Consider the following 24,893-nt stretch of genomic DNA (forward strand, 5'->3'; position numbering starts at 1 on the left):
CTAATACAAAAAAATAAACTTAGTGCGTCTTTCTGATAGCATTTGTTGTCTTGTTGCCTTATCGTACGTTCTTATCCTAACATGAAAAACCAATACAGTCGCCTGCGTGTATGCCTTCTTCTTGTTTTGCAAGTCATTGGCATTCAGTTTTTATGGGCACAACCTTTGCCTCATTACAGCACCAGCCAGAAGGCTACGCTGAAGACACTTCAGAAACAACTTCAGGACAATCAACAAAAGAATTACGAACGGGCAAGAACGCAGGCGCTTACGCTGGGCCGCCCGCTGACGGGGAATCTGGGCAACGGCCGGACATTTGCCCTCGATGGCGTTGATGAAGCCGGAAACCTGCTCTATGTCGCCAGTAACAGCACCACAAAAGCCGGGGTTACTACCCGTACCAACAGTCTGTATACAGGTGGCAGTCTCGGGGTGAGCCTGTCGGGTAATGGCTCGGCAGTCCGTGACCGGATGGGTATGTGGGAAGTACGTGGCAAGCCAAGAGCATCTCACGTAGAGTTTGGTACCCGCCTGATTCAGCGCGATACGCCGGCCAGTACTGATGCTACCGGAAACCAGCATTCTACGCACGTATCAGGGATTTTGATGGCGGCCGGCCGAAATCCGCTGGTGCGCGGCATGGCATACGGTGCCAACCTGCAGGCTTATGATCAGACCAACGATGTTTCGGAAATGACTGCGGTTGCGGCTGACCTGCTGGTGTCGAATCACTCCTACGGGACTATTTCGGGCTGGAATTATAATGCAAGCCGCAGTGGTTCAATTTTTTGGGAATGGTACGGCGACACAACCATCAGCGCCACGGAGGATTACAAATTCGGCTTTTACAATGCACAGGCGCAAAGCTGGGACCGTATTTCGTACAATGCTCCGTATTACCTGATCGTAAAAGCGGCCGGCAACGAACGGGGCGATTCAGGACCAGGCGCTAATCAGCCGTATTATCTGGTAAATCACAACAACCGAATCAGTACGCGTCCGCGGTACGACCAGAATGCATATGACCTGATCAGTACCTATGGTACCGCCAAAAATATCCTCACGGTCGGTGCCATTTCAAATACACTCAACGGCTATAATCAGCCCGGAGACGTAAAACTGGCCAGTTTCAGCAGCTGGGGCCCGACGGATGACGGCCGGATTAAGCCGGATATTACCGGGGTAGGGGTGAGTGTGTTGTCGACTTACAACACGACAGACAGTAGTTATGCTGTTTTAGACGGGACATCCATGGCTACGCCCAACGTAACAGGCTCCTTGTTACTGTTACAGGAATACTACAATCAGCTCAATACCGGCAAGTTTATGCGCTCATCAACGCTGAAAGGTCTGGTGCTGCATACGGCCGATGAAGCCGGCGATACGCCCGGACCCGATTATCGCTTTGGCTGGGGTCTGCTCAACATTGAACAGGCGGCTAAAGTGATTAAAAATGATGCACAGAATCACTTGCTTGAGGAGCGAACACTCGCGCAGGGAGAAACCTACACACGACAGATAACCGCATCGGGCAAAGGCCCGTTACGGGTTACGATTTGCTGGACTGATCCGGAGGGTACGCCCTCGGCCGTTAATGCAAGCGTTATTAATAGCCGGACGCCTAAACTGATCAATGACCTGGATATTCGGGTCAGTGACGGCCAACAAACCGTTTTGCCGTGGACGCTGGATCCGGAAAATCCGGCACAGGCCGCACAACGGGGTGATAATATCCGGGATAACATTGAGCAAGTACTGATTCCGGGCGCAGTGCCGGGCCGTTCGTACACCATTATCATTTCCCACAAGGGAAACCTGGGCGGTACCCGACAGGAATATGCCTTACTTGCCAGCGGAATTGGCGGAATCGCTTACTGCAGCTCAACGCCGGTATCGTCTGCTGATAGCAAAGTGCTTGGTTTTCAGCTAGGCCAGACACAGCAGAAAGGAAACGATAACTGTACTACCTATACGGATCTGACCCGGACAATTATTGACGTACAGCCCGGACAGACACTGCCGTTTTCGGTAAGTGTCGGTACATGCGGAACGCCGCAAAACACCATGCTCCGTGTTTTTGCCGACTGGAATCAAAACGGGAGCTTTTCCGACGCGGGTGATACGCTGGCCACTTCAGGAGTTCTGAATGGCATAGCTACATTCTCCCGCAATGTGCAGATCCCGTCGGGATTAAATAGCGGACAAGTGATCCGCGTACGCTTGGTTTTGGTGGAAACGACAGACGGAAAAGCTGTCTCTGATTGCGGGACGTACAGTAAAGGCGAAACAATGGAGTGGCTGCTGCGTACCATCCGTTCTGCCGCCGATGTAGGGGTAACAGCACTTGTGTCTCCTGATAATGCATTTTGCCGGGTAACAGATGAGATTCCGGTAGCAGTTCGTATCAGAAACTATGGTACCGATACACAGCAGAATGTGCCGGTACGTATCCGCATTGCCGATGCCGCTAACACAACCCTGACGGTTTTAACCGGTACATTACCGGCCATTAACGGGTTTAATGACGCCCTGTTTACCCTTAATGTGGCTGCCAGCCGCTTCACAGCAGGGCAGAGTTACCGTTTTGAGGCAACAACCGAACTCGCCAATGACCAGAATCCGGCGAATAATACCTTCGTTGATTCACGGACCGTAGCTGTGGCCGCAGTACCGTCGGCTTTAGCAGCACTGCAATGCGGCACGGATACGGTTGTTGCGCTGACGAATAACGGGCAAGGAACAGCATTCTGGTACGATGCACCGGCAAGTGGTAATCTGTTGGCAATCGGTAACCGGGCGACGACCAATATAAAGCCTGTGACCAATACCTATTTTGTTTCCCTGAACGACTTCAGCGGAGTATTAGGTCCGGTTAGTAAAAATGCGTTCGGCGGCGGTTCGTATGCGGGCAATTTTGGCCCTTCACCGTTAATTTCGACGAAGATACCGGTTGTACTGGAGTCGGCGAGGCTGTACATTGCCAGTGCCGGGCGGTTGACTTTTACCGTTCGCCGGTTAGATGACGTTGCTATTTCGAGTGTTTCGCTGGATGTAGCGCCAACACGTAATACCAGCCTGACTACCGTAAATGCTAACGGTCAACTATTGGATGACCCTGCTGATGCCGGAGCCCAATACCCGCTGAATCTGCGTATTCCGGCTGCCGGGGACTATAAAATTACCATTGAGTATGAGGGTGGAGCGTCAATTTTCCGGAGTAATGTCGGCGTAACCGGATTTCCGTATCGCCTGACAGCGCCTAACGGTATGACGGTAGTCAGCTCAAAAGGCTCACTGTTTCCGCAGAGCGGGCGGGTTGATACACTGACAACGGCCTGGTATTATCTCTATAACCTTAAAATTCGTTCGCTGGATTGCCCGTCTGCACAGCGGGTGGCCGTGACAAAAAGCGGAGGTACTGCCCCGTCTGCTTTGGTAACGATTAACGGCTCAACGACCATCTGCCGTGGTTCGTCCGTGGTATTACAGGCCAATACCGGTGATAATCTGTTCTATCAGTGGTTCAGAAATAACCAGGCAATTTCCGGAGCCGTGGCCAGCATCTATCGGGCAACCGATGAAGGCGTTTATTTAGTGCAGGTATCCAATAACTGCCAGCCTGCCAGTTCATCTGCTGTTCAGGTCAGCGTAAACGATCCTGTTGCGCCGGCGATTACGCTGAACGGGTTTGTCCTGACCTCAAACTCTGTAACAGGGAATCAATGGCTGCTGAACGGTGTACCCATTACGGGAGCAATCGGTCAGAGTTACACAGCGGTTCAGTCAGGCCGGTATTCCGTACGTGTCAATGCCAGCGGATGCGGGGAGTTGATCTCAACGGAGTTGTCGGTAATCATTCTGGGACTGGAAGAAGCGGCTGCCGGTGTGCAGGTGTACCCTAACCCAACCACTAACTACCTGACCGTTACGGTTGATGCTGCTATTGCCAAAACACCACCCGCTACGCTGATTCTGACCAATACGGAAGGAATACGGGTAAAAACGGGGATTATGAAGCGCGACGGAAAAAATTATTCAGGGATGTTTGATTTAACGTCATTGTCAGGCGGTATATTTTTTGTGACTGTTCAGGATAACCAGGGTCAAATACTGGGAGTAAAACGAGTCCTTAAACAGTAAACTTTTCGTTCTGAAACGATTTTCTACATATACGGAAGGGCGGTTGCCAACCTCTTATCATGCTGTTTGTCAGGTGGCAAACAGCATGATAAGAGGTGTTTTTTTATGCCTGGTCACCATTGTTCTGTTATCAGAACAGGCCGCGTCTCAACAGCGTCAGGAAGTGCCGGATCCTTACCGGATAAACCGGCAACAGGCCTTTGAACTGGCCGGAAAGTATAATTGGGCTATCAGCAAAAATTGTTCCAATGGCCGCATTATGGCGTTGCAGGGGGTTGACCCGACCGGTCACCCGATTTATTATATCACCCACAACGCAATTGCCGCGCAAATAACGCGGACTACCGCATTGCGTGCCGGAGGGTCGCTGGGTTTGTCGTTGAGCGGGAATTCGGCGTTTATGGCAGGAAAACTGGGCATGTGGGATGGTGGTCAGGCGCTTACAACGCATCAGGAATTTGCCGGAACAGGTACTGCACGAATCATTCAGGCTGATCAGGCAACGGTAGTCAGTGAGCACACAACGCACCTTGCAGGGACATTAATCGCTAAAGGCGTCAATGCCCAGGCAAAAGGAATGGCTTTCGGGGCGAATCTCCGGATCTGGGACTTTAACGATGATATCAGCGAAATCGGTACAGCGGCTAAGGACCTGCTGCTTTCTAATCATTCCTACGGTCCGGTAGCTGGCTGGGTGTACAACGCGGACCGGCCCGGTACCGATCCTGATCAGAAATGGGAATGGTGGGGTAACACCGGTGTCAGTCAGGTAGAGGACTATCAGTTTGGCTTTTACTCCTCACGGGCCGCCGATATTGACCGGATCGCCTACAGTAACCCGTATTATCTGATGGTCCGCTCGGCTGATAACAAGCATACGGAGACCGGTCCGCCGGCAGGAGTAGCCTATTATCTGCGTAATACCAGTGAAAAAAGTACCGTCAGCCGTAGCCGCAATGATGGATACGATGTTATTGCGGGAGAAGCCAACGCCAAGAATGTCCTGACCATCGGTTCGGCCGAGGCTACTTTACAAAATGGTCAGCCGGTTTTATTCAGTATTGCCCCCTACAGCGGCTGGGGACCGACCGACGACGGCCGGATTAAACCGGACTTACTAGGTTCTGGGACAAAACTTTACTCAACAATATCATCAGCCAATAACGCTTACGGAACAAATACCGGTACATCAATGGCCTGCGCCAACGTAACCGGCTCATTATACCTGCTACAGGAGTTGTATGCTCGGTTGCAGAACAGTACTACAGAAGGCCGTTTTATGCGGGCCGCAACACTACGGGGGCTGGCTATCCATACAGCCGACCGGATAAATGCCGCAGGCAATGTGCAGACCGGTATCGGGCCTGATTATAAGCAAGGCTGGGGCATTCTGAATGTGGAAAAAGCCGCTTCTGTCTTACTGAATCCTACCGGTTCACACATGCTGACGGAACAGATTCTGCAGCAGGGAGGAAAATATACAACTCAGATTAAAGCACAGGGAAGTGAACCGCTGATTGTAACCATCTGCTGGACAGATCCCGAAGCCACCGGTACGGCCGTAAACAGCCTCAATCTGGACAGCCGTACCCCGAAACTGGTAAACGACCTCGATGTCCGGCTATCAGACGGGCAGACAACAGCCTCTCCCTGGGTACTTGATCCCGCTAATCCTGATCAGGCTGCTACCGCGGGGGATAATATCCGCGATAACGTAGAGCAGATTATTATTAAAAATCCGGTGGCCGGGCAGGTGTATACACTCACCGTTTCCCATAAAGCGCAGCTGAAGTACAACGCTCAGCCGTTCTCGCTGGTGGTGAGTGGTTTATCCCGTAAAGCCTGTGTCCTTACGGTTGGCATCACACCCAATAAAGATACCTCGTTCTGCGCAGGAGCAGCCATTACATTGCAAACCGATCAGGCAAAAATAGCCTCTTCAAACGGCCAGGTATCTTCCCTTACCTATGAGTGGCTGAAAAACGGCGTTTCTATAGCCAATGCGGCAGGAGCTGCCTGTCAGGTTTCGCAAGCCGGGACGTACGTTGTCCGTGTAACCGACAGTAAAGGGTGTGTCGGCACATCTTCACCGGTTATTATTCAGCTAATTACGCCAACGGCAACCCTGACCCCATCGGTTGATCAATGGCTTTGCGAAGGCCGGTCCAGTGTACAGATAGCAGCTAGTGCTGAAGCAGGGACACAGTATGAATGGCTGAGAAACGGTCAGGTTATTTCCGGTAGCCGTAGTCAGTCTGTCAGCGCGACCCAAACGGGATTGTATCAGGTACGGATTACACAGCAGGGTTGCCAGCGAATAACAGACGGAGTGCGGGTAGGGCAGGCTGCCTCTCAGTTACCGGAGATTATACCGGTAAATCAGGTGATTGCTTTACCGAGAGGTGCTTCTGTGCAGCTAAGTGCCCCGGACGGAGAATTTAGCAGCTACCAATGGCTCCGGAATGATACTGAGATTAACAGCGCAACTACCGGTACACTATCAGTTAAGGACCCGGGTACGTACAAGGTCAAGCTTAAGCAGGCCGTATGCAGTATTCTCTCACAAGGGCGTGTCGTAAAATGGAGTGATGATACGGCTAATGACACCCTGATGACGATATCAGCTGACAGTACCCTGATGTTATATCCGAATCCGGCAAGGGACTATATATATATAAAGTACAGCTACCCGAAAGCAAACAGGATGGTACTCACCGTATATGATATAACGGGCAGGGCGTATGCCGAAAATGTAGCTATGAAACAGGTAAATAATACCTTTGAATATCAGCTTGATATAAGTACGCTACCGTTAGGTTATTATTTTATACGATTATACGATGGCTATCGTTACAAGGATGCACGCTTTTTTAAGTATTAGTTCTGGTTACCAACTAATTACACATTAGTATAAGACCTGCTCATTCGTTAATGACATGTTAATCGCCGGCTATTCAATCAATATCACTTGTCCGAACGGCGATTTATCGCGTACTTTACAATAGAAAAAGCTAATATTTCATTATTGGATATACATTTATATAACTGTATGAAATCTCGTCCAGCCCTCTCTTCGGTTTTTGTTCGGTGGGGATTTTTGTTAATCATGCTTTGCATGACTATAGCCACAACCGTTAATGCACAGAGCACACTAGCATTACTTGATCCTGCCTACGATTGTAACACCCGTCAGCTGACATTCCGCACAAGCGGGGGGGATGGTTCATCCGTTGAATATATGGCGCCGGGCGTAACCGGCTGGACAACCAAAGCGGCCAACGTATTGGATGCTGCAACAGCAGCTGATGGTTCGGTGACGGTGGTTAAGCTGTTTGCTCGCCAGGGCGGTAAGATAGTTAGCCGTGATTTTAACATCCGCCAGCTTTGCGGCAGCACGGGTATTATCCCGCCAAACAAAACCGGCGATATAGGCTCGACTGATATTACATTGGTAGATCCTTCATACGATTGTACTACCCGCCAGCTTACTTTCCGGACTAGCGGTGGTAATGGCAGTACGGTAGAATATATGGCACCAGGCGTAACCGGCTGGACAACGAACGCTGCTAATGTTGTTGAGGCCGGTACGGCAGCTGATGGCTCGGTAAGCGTTATCAAACTGTTTGCCCGTCAAAGCGGCAAAATCGTCAGCCGTGATTTTAACATCCGTCAGCTTTGCGGCAGCACAGGTATTATCCCACCAAACAAGACAGGCGATGTTGCTACAACAAACCTGACTTTAGTAGCCCCTTCATACAACTGCGCTACCCGCCAGATAACGTTCCAGACCAGCGGTGGTAACGGCAGTACTATTGAGTATATGGCACCAGGTGTGACTGGCTGGACAACGAACGCTACCAGCACTGTGGATGCAGCAGCAGCGGCAGATCCGGCAACAACAACACTGACGCTGTTTGCGCGTCAGAGCGGCAAAATAGTATCCTACAAATTCAATCTGAAAGATAGCTGCAAATAAGCGCTTTCTCTTGCCTGAAGAGGGTAGGGGAGGGGGAGTAACCGTCTTCAATGGCCCGCTAATAATTATAGCGGGCCACTTTCAATATACAACCATCGTAGAAAAACTGAAATAGTCATGTTACCAATGCAGACAAAGGTGTTTTTGAGTTTGCTACTTGTATTACCATATGTACTCATAGCCCAGACGAAAACGCCTGTAAAAAAAGCGGCCCCCGCGCAAATCAAAAAAGCGGCTCCTGCACCGGCTCCTCAGGCAACTCACCCGCCGGAACCTGACTACAAAAAACTTGGTGGCATTGCGTTCATGAAAGAGCCCATTGACACCGTTTTTGCGCAGGCGAAGAAAGTTGGTAAACCTGTATTCGTAGAAATATATTCACCCGATTGTCATACCTGTCAAAGCTTCATGCCGATACTGGCCGGCAAAAAAGTCGGTGATGTATACAACCAGTATTTTGTCAGCAAGAAGCTCGATCTGATGCAAAAGCCGACGCAGGAATGGCTGGAGAAGAAAAAGCTGTATATCCCGTCCATTCCGATGTTTCTCTTCTTTGATGCCGACGGGAATCTGCTGCATGCGACAATGACTAACAATGGTCCTGACGAGATCAATGGCCGTGCTGCCGCGGCACTGGATCCGCGTTACCGGAGCCAGCAATATCCGGATCGGTTTGCTGCCGGTGAGCGTGGTGCTGACTTCCTGATTGAGTACGGTCTGTTCACAAAGATTGTTAAAGATACAACGGCCAACTCGCGGGTTATGGAAGAGTATGCCAAACAGCAACCGGTGACCGAATATGCCAACGGTACAAACTGGCTGGTGTTGCAGAAAGTGATCATGGATTACACTAACCCGATTGCGCAGCATCTGATCAATAATCAGGGAGCGTATAAACAGTACGGCGAAGGTACTGCCCGAGAGGTTGCTGAGAACCTGCTGCTGTCTTCATTATACAGTCCGCAGGCTGCCCGCTTTGCTCCGGAGAAGATTCAGCAGATAAGGGAGCAGTTAGTGAAAATCGGTGTCGACCCTAAAATTGCCAATGCACGGACATTGATGCAGGAAATAAACGCCTACATCTATCAGAACAAGACGAGCCAGGCAGCTGCCCGCATGGATAAGCATGTAAATGACTTCCCGTTGTCTGCGCCGGAGTTTATCTATGTAGCCCACTATTTTAATGCAAACAGCAAAGACGGTAGTGATGTCCCATCAACGGTTAAATGGCTGGAAAAAGGGCTTGCGTTGCCTAAACTGGAACCAGCCGAAAAAGCCGATCTTTACTTCGAACTAGCCGATGCCTACAAGCGGGGTAATAAAGTGCAGGAAGCCTTAAAGGCAGCAAACAGCTCATTAACTGTAGCACAGGCCGCCAAGCTGAATACAAAGAAATACACGGAACAGGTCGATAAGCTTAAATAGGATTTTTTTTATTCGTCATTAAGACTTGATCCTATAAAAAGACATTTATGCTTACATTAGCATATCCCTCAAATTTCCGGCAATTGAAAAATAATAACATCACAAAGAGATCGAAACCACCGGTTATATAGAAAGGGTATATCAAATGGTATACTTAATATATATAGTTTATGCCTAACGACGACTTTGTTAAAAAATTTTCAATACCAGCCAGAAATTCGCTTATAATTCAAACAGTTTTTTTTTATTTGCATCCCGATGTGAGATTGTGCTAAATGTGCATATAACGTTCATGGAGAAAAAAAAGTCTATTCGAATTGTAGGTTGTTTGCCTTTTGTACATCTTTTATTGTTAAACATTAACCCTAACACCGTTGCGCCTATGATTTAACCACTGTCTGTAAACCTATTCGCATTCACTGAAGCTCTCTGTTGAAATGAAGCAGGAAACTGCTTAAAAGCTATGGCACCCGCCAACCCGTTACGGTTCAGAAAGAAACCGGTAAATCAGGCCTCAAAGCCTGATCACGCTAATTCACAAACAAAATCTATTTTAAACACTTAATTGCTGTTTATGTCTTCACGATTATACTTAGCTAAGATAACCGTTTGGCTATTGCTTATGCTGGGTGGGTATGGAGTGGTACAGGCACAGAACTCAATCACGAGTCTCTCTCTTACGGGTGGCTCTAATTTGACGGCGGCTTGTGGTGGCACGACGATTACAATCGTACCATCTATCCAGACAACAAACCCGACAACTGTGACGGCTGTCGTTTACTCTCCTGTGCTGAACGGGATTGTACAACCACAGTTCAATGGAGCAGGTGTAGGTTTCAATGGCTCATACACCCTTCCTGGTGTGACTACATCGTCAACATTAGTTGTTCAGGCTACAGGTTACTTCTCAAATGGTACGTCAAGTACCGCGTCTTTAACGATTGGTATATATCCATCAATTCAGACGCCAGTTAGTACAACTGTTTCGCCTGCCGCTATTTGTGCCGGTAGTTCTTCCTCTATTACTGTGCCATCAGATCTGACGATTCAAAGTGCGTCGGGTCCTGGTTTCCTGTCGTTGGTAACACCAACGCCGACAAATGTTCTGAATGTTACTACGTCTGCGGCTGCCTCAGGTATCCAGACGTATTCACTGGTTGTGTCTAATACATCTGGTTGTACGGCGTTAGCTACGGCTGACTTAAACGTAAACCCGATTCCTGCGATTTCTATTACGTTTAGCAATACGCTGTTGAACTGTACAAACCCTGCTACAGTTGCAACGGCTAACGTTACGCCTGCCGGTTCGTATACATATGTATGGTCTGGTGCTACTAGTTCTACAACAAGTGCATCATCTTACACATATACAGGTACTGGTACTGGCCCGATAGCCTTCTCTGTTCTGGTAACAAGTGCAGGTGGTTGTACAGCAACTGCGTCTGCATCTGTAACAGCTGACCGCGTAGCTCCAGCTGCCGGTCCTTCAGTTTCTATCGTTTCTGCCGGTACATTCAGCAACACACTGGTTGATGCAACGGCTGCCAATGCAAGTACATCCGGCACAGTTTGCCAGGGCACTTCGCTTGTACTGAGTATTTCTGGTTGTGTAGCTCAAGCGCCATCATCAACGTCAACAACAAATAACGATCCGGTTATTTTTGTGACAGGTCCTGGTGGTACAACAATCATCGGTGCATCAACAAGCACAGTGGTTGCCGGTGCGCCTGGTATCAACGTGTTTAACATTCCAACGAATATTGTAACAAACGCTGGTTCTCCATTTGTCTATACAATCCCATGTATCGGCGCGAATGGTTGCCAGAGCACGAATGTTGCAACACTGACGTTGACAGTTAACCCGACGCCTGCTGCTCCTGCTCCAATTGCTCCTCAAGTAGTTTGTGCGGGTCCGGTAGCTAGCCTGACAACAAGCTGTGCTTCGTCTACAGCGGTATTCAGCGGTGCAACGTCATTCACAGGTAATAGCTTAACGGTTGCTACAAGTGGTATTACGTCAGCAACAACACTGACTTATACTGTCGTTTGTACTAACGCTTCGGGTTGCTCTAGCTCTGCGATCACAACAACGTTGACAGTTAACCCTGTTCCTAACGCTGCTGCCCTGACCGTAACCGCCGGAACAACAACTAACATTGCAGGTGGTACATCAGGTAGTGTGTCTGTTTGCTCAGGCTCATCACTGACAATCGCTACAAACTGTTTAATCGGAACAACAACAAACGTAACGGCTGTTGGTTCTAACCCGCCACTGGTTGGTCAGAACACTGGTCTTAACGGTGTTGACAGCGGTACTGCCGGTGTAGGTTCAGGTTCAGGCTCAACGCCAGGTAACTCAACTACATCTTTGGTAAACGCCAGCTTCGTTGGTTCGTTCACTGCTACTGCAACACAGACATTCGTATATACTTTGATATGTACGAACGCTGCAGGTTGTACAAGCCCGACTGCTACTACGTTGTCTGTAACAGTTAATCCTCAGCCAGAAAAACCAACATTTGTTTCAAACGGTTTTGCTGGTGGATTGTCTGCTTCATCGACAACATTATGCCAAACGAACACAGTTCGTCGTTTTGCTTTCTCTTGCCCGACAGTTGGTACAGCTAGTATCACAAGTTCAGGATCAGGTACCGGCATTACAACAACAGCTGGTGCTGTTACACTGGCAGCCGGTGCATCAGGAGTATATAACTTCTCTGGTATTTGTGCAACATCTTCATGCACAAGCACAGCAACAACATACAGCTTTACAATCGTTGCAGCGCCAAATACGCCTGCATTAACGGTTGTAGGTAGTACTCCTACAGCATCTCCGGTTCTTGCCGGTCAGGGTGCATCTGTATCTGTTTGCGTAGGTAAAGTGTTAACTGTAAATACAGATTGCCGTATCAGCTCTGTAAATGCAGGTAGCGGTCAAGTTGTAGCGCCAGGTTTCACTGGTATTAATACTGGTGGCAGCAACAGCGATTCTGGTGCTGGTGTAGGTGGTACAACAGGTGGTAGCTCAGCTACTGCATCTCCTGCAAGTACTACATTTGCTTCATTCAGTGCTGTATTCGCAAGTGCTACGACATCTCCTTATGTATATACATTTAACTGTACAAATGCATCAGGATGTCCTAGCTTGTCTGTAACTAGCCTGACGGTAACGGTTAACCCAACGCCTGCTCAACCAACGGCAGCTTTGGCTTCTGCAACAGTTTGCGCCGGTACACCTGCTGTTCTGACTTCAGGATGTACAAGCTCAACTGCACTGTTTACAGGTGGTGATTTAGGTGCTGGTTCTTTCTCTGGCAACGCATATACAGTTGTAACAACAAGTTTCCTGTCTGCAACTGCAGCAACGACTCTGTCATATACTGTAGCATGTGTGAACTCATCTTCATGTGCCAGCGATGTTAAGATTGTAACGGTAACGGTTAACCCGACACCTAACAACGCATCTCTGACTGTGACAGGTGGTGTTCCTGCATCTGTAAGCGTTAATGCTTCTAACAGCTTTGTAAACGCAGTAACTGTATGTGCTGGTAGCACACTGACTGTTAAGACAGACTGCCAGATCAGTACAAGTACAAGCACTACTAACCCAACGACAAACCCTGGTTTCAACGGTATCAATACTGGTGTTACAGGTGTAGATCAAGGAGGTAATGGTACTGCAACTACTGGCGGTGGTACAAATGGTGGTTCAACGACAAGCCCTGTGTTTGCTTCGTTCTCTGCTACATTTACAGAAAGTGCAGTGGCTTCTACGCCATACACATATACCTTCAACTGTACAAACACAGCCGGCTGCTCAAGCCTGACGGCAAGTACTTTGTTGGTAACAGTAGTTACTCAGCCACAAGCACCAACTGTTTCTGGCTTCGCTTCTGCGACAGCTCCGGCAGTTGTTTGTCAGAGTGCAACTAACTTAATTGCTACGGCGGCTTGCCCAACTGGACAAACTGCAGTTGTGACAGGTACAGGTATCGTACCAGGTACAGCAGGCCGGACAACATCAGCAACGATTGCTGCCGGTTCAACAGGCGTATTTACGTACACGGCTGTTTGTACTAACGGTTCATGCACTAGCACAAAGGTTGTTAAGAGCCTGACTGTTGTTGAAGCTGCTCCGGTAGCTACCTTTACAACAGTTGCCGATGGTGTAGTTGCGCAAAATGTAAACGCTGTAACAGTATGTTCAGGTAAGACATTAGTGATTAACACAAACTGTCCGATCGTAACATCTGTAACAGGTACAGCAGGTAGCTCAAATCCTGCCTTGACAGGTATTGGCGCCGGTAATGCTGGTACAGTTACAAACGGTGGCAGCACAGGCAGCACATCGGGTACTGTAACAACGTTTGCTTCGTACACAGGTGTGTTCAACGAATCTGTAACAACAACTTATACATACACATTCGTATGTACTAATACAGCAGGTTGCTCAAGCACAGCTGTATCTAGCCTTGCTGTGACAGTTAACCCAACGCCTGCAGTAGCTTCTGTAGCTGGTATCAGCAACATGAGCGTTTGCCAGTCTACGTCGCCAATCAACATCACAGCAACTTGCACAAGCGCAAGCGCAGTGGTAACTGGTAGCGGAGCCGGCTTTATCCCTGGTACATTCGGTACAACGACAACATCTACAATCCCTGCTAACGCAACGGGTGTATATGGTTATACTGTCGTTTGTACAAATGCTACAGGTTGCTCAAGCGACTCGAAAGTATACAGTCTGACAATCGTTCCTGCTCCAAACGTAGCGTCTATCACGCTGGTTAACGCTGGTACAGGTTCATTAGTGAATGCTTCTTCTGCAACAGTATGTTCAGGTCAGTCTCTGACTGTATTGACAGACTGCTTCGTTAGCTCATCGACATCAGCTACAACGATCACTAATAACCCTCCATTCCAGAGTGGTTCTAACGGTATCGGTGGTTCTGTTGGCGGTGGCGTAGTAGGTGGTGGTGTAACAACAAACAGCAATGCGTTCTACACAGCTACTTTCTCATCAGCTACAACACAGACGTATGTATACACATTAGTGTGTACAAATGCTTCAGGTTGTTCAAGTACAACGGTGACAAGCTTCTCGGTAACGGTTAACCCGACACCAGCTGCTCCAACACCAGCTGCAACTTACGTGGCTTGCCAGGGTACAGGTCCGATCTCGGTATCTGCTAACTGTGCAACAGGTACAACACTGATCGGTGGTCGTATCGCTGGAACAACGGCTGCAGGTAATACTACAGCAACTGCTGGCGTTTATACAATTGCTACAAGCGCAACAGGTGTAGGTAGCTATACTATCGCTTGCCAGAACTCGTCAGGTTGTGTGAGTGAAGTGAAAACGTTCTCTGTAACTGTAAACGCTGCGCCAAACAACGCAACAATTACAGCTTCAGCTAGCGGTAACACAATCAATAATGTTGTAGGTAATTCAAGTCAGATGCTGACAATTTGCCGCAATTCACCGGTTTCACTGACAATTGCTGGTTGTACAAGTGTGTTTATCCCTGGTCAAGGTACTATCTCAGGTGGTATCTCAGTGACGAACACAGGTGCAGTTGGTGGTATCAGCGGTGGCGGTACAGCAGGTACATCGTCTAACACATTAGTAGGTACATTGCCAACAGCAGGTATCCCGACAGGTGTTTACACGGTAACGCTGGCTTGCCAGACAACAGCAGGTTGTACAAGCACACTGGTATCAAGCTTCTCGCTGAATATCACGGATGCTCCTGCCGGAAATGTAACAATTTCTGGATTTGCTGCCGCTTGTGGTCCTAACGCTACAAATACGTCAGGTACACTGTCATGTGCTACTGGTTATGTTTCATACACAGTAACAGGTGGTACGTCAATAACTGCCGGAACATCTAACGTGGTATCTATCACAACTACTGGTGCAGGTGTTTACACAATTGCTGCTCAGTGTGCAACTGCTCCGGAGTGTGCAGGTCCAATCTCAACAACGGCATTTAACAACCGTGTTGCGACACCAGCACCAACGAATATCGAAGTATCACAAAACACACTTTGTGCCGGCACAACAACTGTTCTGTCAGTATCAGGATGTATTGGTGGTATTGTAAACTGGTATGTACAGGGTTCAAATGCAGTAATTGGTACTGGTGCATCATTAACTGTTGCTCCAACAACATCAACTGCTTACCAGGCTAACTGTACATTAAATGGCTGTACAAGTGCAAAAACGACTGCAGCAAACGTAACGGTATCTCCAATGCCAAGTGGTGTTCCGTCAATCCAGGCTCTGCCAAACCCTGTAGCAGCAGGTGCTTCAGTAACACTGACAGCATTCGGTTGCCCGGCTGGTTCGCAAGTGATCTTCTATACAGATGCTGCGGGTACAGTTGAAGCAGGACGTAGCGCAACTGGCTCACTGGTGGTTAACCCAACTGTAAACACTACGTACTATGGTGCTTGCTTCAACGGTTCATGCCGTGGTATCGTTAGCACAGGTGGTACACCAGTTACAGTTCAGGCTTGTAACTTCGTAGCGAACGTTACGCCATCTTCGGCAACACTTTGCCCGGGTGGTAGCGTAGTACTGACTTCATCAGGCGGTTCAAGCTATGTATGGAGCAATGGTGCTGGTAATGTTCAGTCAATCACTGTTCAGGCTCCAGGCGTTTATAACGTAATCGTAACAAACGCTTCAGGTTGTACAGCACTGGCTAGCGCAACGGTAGTAGCAGGTTCTGCTCCAGTTGTTGGTATCACTGGTAACACAAATATCGTACAAGGCCAGACAGCAGTACTGACTGCAACAGGCGGTGTAACTTATCTGTGGAACACAGGTGCAACAACACCGACCATCTCTACACAAACAGGTGGAGTATACAGCGTAACAGTAACGTCTCTGGCAGGTTGCTCAGCTTCAGGTCAGACAACTGTAACGGTAACTCCTCTGCCGGCTGCTCCTTCAGTAACGCCAGGTACAAACCTGCAGGCTTGCTTAGGTCAGAACGTATTGTTAACTGCTGCTTGTGCAACAGGTACTCCACGTTTCAACCGTGGCAACGCTTCGTTCAACCAGCCAACATACTCGGTAGAAAGCCCTGTAACAGGTACAGTTTCTATCAACGTAGTCTGCGTTGTGAATGGTGTTGAAGGTACTGCTACTCCGGTAACAGTAGCGTTCAACGCTTCACCAAACGTATCGATTGCAGGTGATGGTAAGATTTGTGTAACAAGCGGCGTTGTAACAGGCGCTACATTGACAGCTTCTGGTGCATCTAGCTACCTGTGGAGCAATGGTGCAACAACACCATCGATCACAGTAACTACGCCAGGTGTAATCAGTGTAACAGGTACAACTGCAGGTTGCTCTAACGTAGCTCAGATCAACACATTCTCAGCAGTGTGTGGTACTGGTCAGGCGTTGGCAATCACAGGTGCATCGATCAACTGTACAACTCGTCAGATCACAATCAACACTGTTGGTGGTGACGGAACAGCTATCCAGGGTCGTATCCTGTTAGTAACGCAATTCCAGTCAATGGCTCAGCCACTGATCCTTGACGCTGGTGTGTTTGCAGAACGTAAGCCTGTACAATTGCAAGTGATGCAGAGCGGTGTAATGTCGCCGGTATTCACATTCGATTACAGTGCACAGTGCTCAGGTGGTGGTACAGTAACACCTCCTCCAACAAGCACAACAACTGCTACTGGCAACACAATCACAGTTTGTGGTCAGCCATATGTATTAACTGGTGCTCCATTCAGCGTATCGGCTACATTCACATGTAACCCTGGTACAACACCGCACGTTGTTAACTTCATTCCTACAGGTGGTGTAGTTGATGCTAACTCGGTGATTGAATTCATGAGTATTGGTATTACTCCATGGACACAGGCTTGCTCAGAAACGCTTGACTTGAATAACTTTGATAATAACACGTTTACTATCAATGCTCGTCAGCGTAATACACAGACAGGTGCTATCCTGGCAACTTCACAGATTGTAGTAACATCACCTTGCGTTCGTAAAGACGGCGCAGGTCGCGAAGCTACAACTGCTGATGCTCTGGACGTAACGGTTCTGGGTAACCCAACTCTGAGCGACAAGGTTGAAGTTGAAGTACGTGGTGCTGAAGGTCAGCGTCTGCAACTGCGCATGACTGACGGTCAAGGTGCTTCAGTAAGTGAAATCGCTGTAGAAAAAGCAAACTCAGTAGAACGTCAGACTTTAGGTCTGGGTCGCTCGGCTGGTATGTACTTCCTGCAGGTAATCACGCCGTCGAAGGTTAAAACGGTTAAAGTTATCCGTCAATAATTAACCTTATCAATAGGAAAACCCCGCCAACTGGCGGGGTTTTCTGTTTTACAGGGCACAATAAAAAGGCATGGTAGTCACCATGCCTTTTTAAATAAACAAGGGGGGGGGATATTAAATGAAGTTTACCTCAGGGGAAATGGCAATTCCGAATTTTTGAAGGACCGAGGCCTGGATATCCTTTGAAAGACTAATAATATCAGACCCGTTAGCCATGCCATAATTCACTAAAACAAGTGCCTGTTTAGTGTGTACACCGGTGTCTCCGGACCGGAATCCTTTCCAGCCCGCTTGTTCAATCAGCCAACCCGCAGGAACTTTAATAGTAGATGAGCTGGTCGGGTAACCAGGTAAGGAAGGATACGTATCTTTGAGTGCCTCAAATTGGCTGACAGGAATTTCGGGATTTTTAAAAAAACTACCGGCATTGCCAATATCAGTCGGATCGGGTAATTTGCTCCGACGAATCCGGATGACAGCGTCACTGACATTTTTGATGGTCAAGGACTCAGCAGAAACCCTCATATCAGCTAAAGTGTCTTGGATGGCGCCATAGGAAATATGAAATTCAGGCTGGCTGGATAGTCTGAATGTTACATCAGTAATAATATATTGCCCTTTTACGGAATGCTTGAATACACTCTCACGATAACCGAACTGGCAATCGGAGTGGGTAAACGTCCGGATTTCACCTGTTTCAATATGAAGAGCAGTAAGGGATTCAAAGACCTGCTCAATCTCAACGCCATAGGCACCGATATTCTGCATCGGAGCAGCGCCAACAGTACCTGGTATCAGCGATAGGTTTTCAAGGCCGGCATAGTTATTTTCAACACAAAACATAACAAAATTATGCCAGTTTACACCCGCTCCGGCTTTTACCAGGAATGCTGATTCTGAAAGTTGAGAGACGGAAATACCGCCGATTCGCATCAGAATTACCAGACCGTCAAAATCTTTGGTGAAAAGTATGTTGCTACCCCCGCCCAGTATAAGCTTAGGCAGTTTAAGGAAATCATCTCGGGTCAGTAATGCCTGAAGATCTGAAATAGAATGTACCTCAGCTGCAAACCGGGCAGTTGCGCCAATTCCGAAAGTATTATAATTCCTGAGGGAGAAATTATTCTGTATAGTAAGCATAAACCAATAAAAGTTGGCCAAAAATAGTAAATCATTTAGACCCTTCCCTCAGAACAAGGAGGGGATTACGGAATAGTAATTGGATATTTACTATGTTTGCAATTCGTTTGAAAGATATGAAATGTATCGTAAACAGGCTGTTAGTCGTTGCTATAGGTGCATGCTTTTTTGGATGCGCGGCTAAGTCAGTTCCAAATTCAGGTAGGACAGGCAATTATAATGATTACACGGAAGATTTGAGTGATGTAAGGCCTGCCTATACACCAGTAATTGTTAAAACGGAACCCAAAGGTACTTCTAGTACACCGGAATCGAAAAAAGTAATTCCGTCTATGGGTGCGGAAGCTCAACATGTAAACCGGCGGCTGGATGAAGTTATGGAAGCTTCTGCAGCCAAAAATAAAACAATCCGGTATGCAGCAGGATACCGGATTCAGGTATATACCGGTAATGAAAGACAAAGTGCCGAGGCCGCAAAACTGCTTGTTTATCAGAATTTTCCGGAATTGAATCCTTATCTCTCTTATAAACAACCTACGTACAAACTAAAGGTGGGAGATTTTATGCGGAGACTTGATGCTGAGCGGTATTATAGTCAGATCAAATCATTATTTCCAACGGCTGTTTTACAGCCTGATAAAATTGATATACGGTATAGTATGTCAATTAATTAAATTTGTCAGACGGGTTTATCTATATCGCTGAGCCTAAGTTAAAGTCAATGAAAAAAGCGCTAATCACCGGAATCACAGGCCAGGATGGGGCCTATTTAGCCGAGTTACTTCTCGAAAAAGGATATGAGGTACATGGTATCAAACGGCGTAGTTCGCTGTTTAATACAAACCGGATCGATCATTTGTACGAGGATCCGCATGATCAGAATGTACGCTTTCATTTGCATTATGGTGATCTGGCCGATTCAACAAATATAATCCGTATCATTCAGGAAGTGCAGCCGGATGAAATCTATAATCTGGGTGCCATGTCGCATGTACGGGTAAGTTTTGATGAACCTGAATATACGGCTCAGGTTGACGGCATCGGTACGTTACGGATTCTGGAAGCAGTACGGTTACTGGGATTAACTGAAAAAACACGGATTTATCAGGCATCGACGTCGGAACTTTATGGTGGTGTACAGGGCCATGCTCAGTCAGAAACAACTCCGTTCTATCCTCGTTCGCCTTATGCAGTCGCCAAGTTATATGGTTACTGGATTACTGTGAACTACCGGGAAGCGTATAACATGTATGCCTGTAACGGGATTTTGTTTAATCACGAATCACCATTACGCGGGGAAACATTCGTAACGCGCAAAATCACTCGTGCGGTGGCCCGTATTGCGTTAGGTTTACAAGATAAGGTGTATCTGGGTAACCTTGATGCGCAGCGTGACTGGGGACATGCTAAGGATTATGTTGAGGCAATGTACCTGATCCTCCAGCAGGACACGCCTGAAGATTTCGTTATTGCAACAGGACAAACAACCCATATCCGTGATTTTGTGCGGATGGCATTTGCTGAGGTTGGTATTGAACTGGAGTTTACAGGAACCGGCGTTGATGAAAAAGGCATTGTAGTGAAATCAACGAATCCGGCTTACCAGATTGAAGCTGGTAAAGAAGTGGTCTGCATCGATGAGCGGTATTTCCGTCCGACAGAGGTTGACCTGTTGCTGGGCGATCCGACTAAGGCCATGACGAAACTCAACTGGAAACCTAAATACGATTTGAAAGGACTGGTTGAAGACATGGTATCGGCTGACCTTAAACTGTTCCAGAAAGACCAGATTCTGGAGAAAAGTGGTCATCGTGTACCGAATTACTTTGAATAAGCGCTTTCGGCTATAAACAAAAGCCGCTCCGGACCGGAGCGGCTTTTTTATTGCTGTTTTGCCAGCCGTGCGGCGTCAATGGCTGTAAGCAATGACTGTAATCCGTTTTGTTCCGTTATTTTCCGGTGTGCCGCCGGATCATGCAGATAATTGGTCTGGTCAGTGAACATGTGTCGTAACAACTCACCATAGAGGTGCATTTTTTGCTGATCATGTCCATACGAGATGCTGATTTGCTGCCAGGCATCAATGTCTTTGTGACGGCCCCGGGTTTCGCGGTCATTGCCGCCATAACTGGCACTGATGTCAAGACGCGCGCCGGGAAATAAGTCCATCAGCGCGCGGGTAGTCGCTTCGTCGGCAAGGCAGCGGATGTTGATCCGGGTAGGTACCCATTCATGCAGGGTAATATCACCTCGTTCAAAGAGGATGCGCATTTCCTGCCGGTCCATCCGTCCGGGTTGGGTAAAGCCGTGATAAAAATTAACCGTAACACCACCGTAAACAACCGTACAGTTTACCTGCTCTTCAATATCTGTATCGGGACGCTTAACGCTTTGTGCTGAGACTACCTTCCCCTGCCCGAGCCAACCCTCGAACAAGTCGAAAAAGTGTACACCATGCTCAATGAAAATACCGCCGCTTTTCGACCGGTCCCAAAACCAGTGTTCGGCCAATAAACCTTCATCAGCAGCATAATTTTCAAAATAGCCATGCAGGGGTAAGCCCAGTAATTGCTTATCGATCAGGTGCCGCACACGCTCAAACATCGGATTATACCGCTGCATGAGATTCGTAATCATCAACAGATTTTTTTCAGCGGCCAGTTTGATCAGTTCATGCCCTTGTTCGGCAGTGACGGCCAGCGGTTTCTCGCAGATTACATGTTTACCCGCCTGAAGTGCCAGCAGCGCTTGCTGATGATGTAGAAACGGAGGCGTGGCAATGTATACAATCGAAACGTCCGGATGCGCTACTAAATCGTCCAGGTTGTCCAGATGCACTGCACCGAAACGTTCGGCAGCAGCTTTCGCTCCCTCACGGTTGGTGCCGGCAATGGCCACAAGACGGGTGCCGGGAATCTGGAGAAAGTGTTGTGTGGCAAACAGACCAAAGCCTCCCATGCCAATCACCCCAATTCCGAATTCTTTTTTATTCTCTTGCATGATGTCGGTAATCAGTTTCTGAAAAAACCGGACATCCGTAAAACTGTTGGAGAAAACTAGCTAAGAGGTGGAGTTAAGAGTTGGGGACGCGGGATAATGCCGAAGTGATCATTCGCCAGTAACAGTTCAAAAAGCCGGGTTGTTGCCAGCGCATCTCCCATGGCACGGTGGCGGTTTGAGACAGGAATAGCGAGGCTTTCACAGATATTTCCCAGACTATACGAATTGTAGCCCGGAAAGATTTTCCGGCTCAGCCGGACTGTGCAAAGCGTACGGCGCAGAAAAGGCTGTTCGAGCCAGCCGAGTTCTTTCTGTAAAAAACCGAAATCAAAACTGGCGTTATGTGCCACAAAAATGGCATCGGCGGATAAATCAAGAACCTGCCGCGCAACCTGATCAAAAGTCGGGGCCTGCTCAACCATGGCATCAGTAATGCCGGTTAACCGGCAGATAAACGGGGGAATCGGGCAGCCAGGGTTCAGTAAGGTGTGAAACGTATCGACCACTTGATGGCCATCATGACGAATCATGGCGATTTCGGTAAGCCGCGAAGGGCCGGGGACACCTCCCGTGGTTTCAACGTCTACGATGCAATACACTAACTAAAATTTGATGTGTTAAGATAAAAAGCGATCAGTTCATCAAGCCAAACTTATGAAACAACGGATTTATTTCAAACCAAAAACTTATCGCGATGCCTGAAAAGACCGGAACGTACCTGGTTTTCGGGCAACGGCCCCTTTGCGGATCAGTTCAATTGCTTTCCGGATCATAAAATCATTGCCGGATAAAATGTCGTCGTATGTGCGCTCAGCCGCAAAATCCGGTTCAACGGTAAATCCGTTCGCATGTTCAGCGATAACCGCGTGTGTGAGCTTTTTGAGGGGAATACGGACCTGTAAACGGGAATTTGGCAACGTAATTGTTTTGAACTGCCCGGCAAAATCACCCCAATAGGCACCACCACATGCTTCGCCGATAAACGTGCCGACACCTGCATTAAGACTTTTGGCCAGCACAGAGGTAGTGGCGGAAAAAGACGCTCCGTTCATCAGGAAATACAGATTGCCCTTGAAGGCCAGCTTTTTCTTCGGGCTAAACAACCGGTTGTGCGCTCGGCTCGCAAAGCCGCCCTTCCCATCAGATTTGTACTGAAGGTGAAAATTCAGCATCGAAAACGGGTTCCAGCGGGTAACCAGCTCGGCACGGGCTGCCCGCTTCATGTGTTCCTTTTCCATCATCCGGTACGATTCCGGCATCCAGTACTGTAACAGCCGCGCCGAATTGAGCACCAGCCCGCCGCCGTTGTTTTGGAGATCGACAACGAGGTTTTCAATGCCTGCCGCTTTGATATCCGTAAATGCCTTTTTCAGTTTACGCTTAAAGGCCAGCTCAAACGGATCGTGCTTTTTAGGGCTCATAAACGTTGAGACCCGAAGAACCGCTGTACGGGTAAGGGAATCAACCATGCGGACGGACAGATTCGGACGGCGGTCTGCCTCCGCGCGATAGCGTTTGAAGAATGTTGTCCGGAACTGACTTAGGGTAACGCCTTTTACTGATTGTTGCTGAATAAGCGTATCGGCGGGTTGCCGGTAGGTAATCACCAGTGAATCTGCCGAACCAAACCAGGCCAGGTAATAGTCTGCAAACTGGTATAGGCTCCACTGCCGCCGGCCGGTCAGGTTATCGCCGTCGGAGCCGGAATGGTCTGAGTCCATCAGGATCTGATGCAGGTCTCTGATGTTTTTGCCGTTGATCGTTAATACCTCCGCACCTCGCCGGATTGTGGTATCAGCCGCCATCGTATGGGAAATATAGTACCGGTTATCAACCGAACGCAGGTAAAACGGAATATACAGGGTTTGTTTATTGATGTATTGCCGGCGGTGGTTCAGGTTTGTATGCCCGTCTTTAAGGCTGTTGACTAAAGGGGTAACCCGGTGAAAAAACGTCAGGTACCCGGTTGGTGATGTGAAGGTATTATACAGCGAGTCGTACAGATACTCATAACGGGGCAGGGGCGTATAATAGCCGACACCAGGATGAAAAGTGTCCAGTTTTTGCTTCAGAAAGGCCAGGTCTTCGCGGGCTTGCTGTGGTGAAAGAACCTGTGCGGGAGCAGACACACTAACTACGCAAATCCAGCCAAAGAGGAGGAACAACTTCACGAAATTCATCTTCACGAGTTACGGAATAATGTATGCTTAAAAAAGGAGGCAGGGTTTAATACTATGGTGAAGTTACCAAAAAGTAAAATAATTCACAAGTAATGATGACTTATGCCGCATGAAAAAAGCCCCTGCGAAAAAAAAAGGGTAGGTTTGCCGGAACGCATGAAAAAACGAATTAACTAGCATAAAAACGATCACCGGTTTATGGAACCTCTAACCAACCCGACTCAACTGCCGCCTGCTCCGTTGCGGCCACAGTTTCTGACCATATTGTGCATCCTGACGTTCGTCTCCTGCGCAATTGATCTCTACAATGGTATAACGACAATTGCGTCCGCAGATTTTGTCGCGTCAACAACACAGGAGGTAATGGGAGAAGCGGCCGATAAGATTAAAGACAATGGCGGCGCTAACTTCATTGAAAAGATTATGAGCAGTGTTTCGGCCGGCATGACGGCCGAAAACATCCGCAAGCTGGGAATCTCAAAACTGATTTATGCCGCACTGACCCTGTTGGGCGCGTGGCTGATGTTTAGTCTGCGGAAACAAGGATTTTATGTCTACGTAGCGGGAGTTGTACTGGGGTTTCTGATTCCCATTATCTGGGTCGGCGGAATTATAGGAATTGGTTCTTCGGGCGGCGTATTTTTCAGCGTTATTTTCACCATTCTGTACGGACTAAATCTGAAATATTTACGGTAAACTGCTGAATATGAGCCTGACTGATTAGGTC

The 24,893-nt window shown here is 48.1% G+C and carries 12 protein-coding genes; 8 read left to right on the forward strand and 4 right to left on the reverse strand.

What is annotated here, in order from left to right; translation table 11 throughout:
• The first annotated feature begins 81 nt into the window (after positions 1-81).
• The 5 genes from AC23NW_RS02985 to AC23NW_RS03005 all read left to right on the forward strand — a co-directional run bounded on the left by AC23NW_RS02985 (position 82) and on the right by AC23NW_RS03005 (position 17,846).
• Positions 82-4,140 carry a S8 family serine peptidase gene (locus AC23NW_RS02985; protein ID WP_487447593.1) on the forward strand — a complete coding sequence of 1,353 codons (4,059 nt, stop codon included), beginning with the start codon at positions 82-84 and terminating at the stop codon, positions 4,138-4,140.
• Positions 4,141-4,225: 85 nt separating this feature from the next.
• The gene (locus AC23NW_RS02990; protein ID WP_487447595.1) at positions 4,226-7,021 is read left to right on the forward strand and encodes a S8/S53 family peptidase; all 2,796 of its coding nucleotides are present in this window, start codon (positions 4,226-4,228) and stop codon (positions 7,019-7,021) included.
• Between the two features lie 225 nt (positions 7,022-7,246).
• Positions 7,247-8,116: a hypothetical protein gene (locus tag AC23NW_RS02995; protein ID WP_487447597.1), complete on the forward strand. Its 870-nt coding sequence runs from the start codon at positions 7,247-7,249 to the stop codon at positions 8,114-8,116.
• A 144-nt stretch (positions 8,117-8,260) separates the two neighbouring features.
• On the forward strand, positions 8,261-9,541 hold the full coding sequence (locus AC23NW_RS03000) for a TlpA family protein disulfide reductase (RefSeq protein WP_487447598.1): 1,281 nt from the start codon (positions 8,261-8,263) through the stop codon (positions 9,539-9,541).
• A gap of 574 nt (positions 9,542-10,115) precedes the next feature.
• On the forward strand, positions 10,116-17,846 hold the full coding sequence (locus AC23NW_RS03005) for an Ig-like domain-containing protein (RefSeq protein WP_487447599.1): 7,731 nt from the start codon (positions 10,116-10,118) through the stop codon (positions 17,844-17,846).
• A 114-nt stretch (positions 17,847-17,960) separates the two neighbouring features.
• Here AC23NW_RS03005 and murB read toward each other — a convergent pair whose 3' ends face one another.
• Positions 17,961-18,986, reverse strand: coding sequence for a UDP-N-acetylmuramate dehydrogenase (gene murB / locus AC23NW_RS03010; RefSeq protein ID WP_487447601.1), 1,026 nt, complete (start codon positions 18,984-18,986; stop codon positions 17,961-17,963).
• Between the two features lie 92 nt (positions 18,987-19,078).
• On the opposite strand from murB, the gene AC23NW_RS03015 reads away from it, so the two are divergent.
• Together AC23NW_RS03015 and gmd are read left to right on the forward strand one after the other, a co-directional pair.
• Entirely contained in the window at positions 19,079-19,660 is a 582-nt protein-coding gene (locus tag AC23NW_RS03015) for an SPOR domain-containing protein (RefSeq protein ID WP_487447602.1), read from the forward strand.
• Positions 19,661-19,707: 47 nt separating this feature from the next.
• Entirely contained in the window at positions 19,708-20,820 is a 1,113-nt protein-coding gene (gene gmd / locus AC23NW_RS03020) for a GDP-mannose 4,6-dehydratase (RefSeq protein ID WP_487447604.1), read from the forward strand.
• A gap of 47 nt (positions 20,821-20,867) precedes the next feature.
• On the opposite strand, the gene AC23NW_RS03025 is transcribed toward gmd, so the two are convergent.
• From AC23NW_RS03025 to AC23NW_RS03035, 3 genes are all read right to left on the reverse strand, one after another.
• Positions 20,868-21,986, reverse strand: coding sequence for a Gfo/Idh/MocA family protein (locus AC23NW_RS03025; RefSeq protein ID WP_487447606.1), 1,119 nt, complete (start codon positions 21,984-21,986; stop codon positions 20,868-20,870).
• Between the two features lie 56 nt (positions 21,987-22,042).
• On the reverse strand, positions 22,043-22,585 hold the full coding sequence (locus AC23NW_RS03030) for a 3'-5' exonuclease (protein ID WP_293834834.1): 543 nt from the start codon (positions 22,583-22,585) through the stop codon (positions 22,043-22,045).
• A gap of 87 nt (positions 22,586-22,672) precedes the next feature.
• Positions 22,673-24,166, reverse strand: a complete 1,494-nt coding sequence (locus AC23NW_RS03035; RefSeq protein ID WP_487447607.1) for a S41 family peptidase — start codon at positions 24,164-24,166, stop codon at positions 22,673-22,675.
• 198 nt (positions 24,167-24,364) lie between these two features.
• Here AC23NW_RS03035 and AC23NW_RS03040 point away from each other — a divergent pair, with 198 nt between their 5' ends.
• Positions 24,365-24,862, forward strand: coding sequence for a hypothetical protein (locus AC23NW_RS03040; protein WP_293834837.1), 498 nt, complete (start codon positions 24,365-24,367; stop codon positions 24,860-24,862).
• The last annotated feature ends 31 nt before the right edge of the window (positions 24,863-24,893 follow it).

The sequence above is a fragment of the Arsenicibacter sp. R0_47 genome (genome assembly GCF_057652235.1).

Excerpts from the sequence above, each read along its gene's own strand:
- gmd (WP_487447604.1), top strand. The coding sequence starts at position 19,708 with ATGAAAAAAGCGCTAATCACCGGAATCACAGGCCAGGATGGGGCCTAT.
- AC23NW_RS02985 (WP_487447593.1), top strand. The coding sequence starts at position 82 with ATGAAAAACCAATACAGTCGCCTGCGTGTATGCCTTCTTCTTGTTTTG.
- AC23NW_RS03025 (WP_487447606.1), bottom strand. The coding sequence starts at position 21,986 with ATGCAAGAGAATAAAAAAGAATTCGGAATTGGGGTGATTGGCATGGGA.
- AC23NW_RS03005 (WP_487447599.1), top strand. The coding sequence starts at position 10,116 with ATGTCTTCACGATTATACTTAGCTAAGATAACCGTTTGGCTATTGCTT.
- AC23NW_RS03015 (WP_487447602.1), top strand. The coding sequence starts at position 19,079 with ATGTTTGCAATTCGTTTGAAAGATATGAAATGTATCGTAAACAGGCTG.
- AC23NW_RS03040 (WP_293834837.1), top strand. The coding sequence starts at position 24,365 with ATGGAACCTCTAACCAACCCGACTCAACTGCCGCCTGCTCCGTTGCGG.
- murB (WP_487447601.1), bottom strand. The coding sequence starts at position 18,986 with ATGCTTACTATACAGAATAATTTCTCCCTCAGGAATTATAATACTTTC.
- AC23NW_RS02990 (WP_487447595.1), top strand. The coding sequence starts at position 4,226 with ATGATAAGAGGTGTTTTTTTATGCCTGGTCACCATTGTTCTGTTATCA.
- AC23NW_RS02995 (WP_487447597.1), top strand. The coding sequence starts at position 7,247 with ATGCTTTGCATGACTATAGCCACAACCGTTAATGCACAGAGCACACTA.
- AC23NW_RS03035 (WP_487447607.1), bottom strand. The coding sequence starts at position 24,166 with ATGAATTTCGTGAAGTTGTTCCTCCTCTTTGGCTGGATTTGCGTAGTT.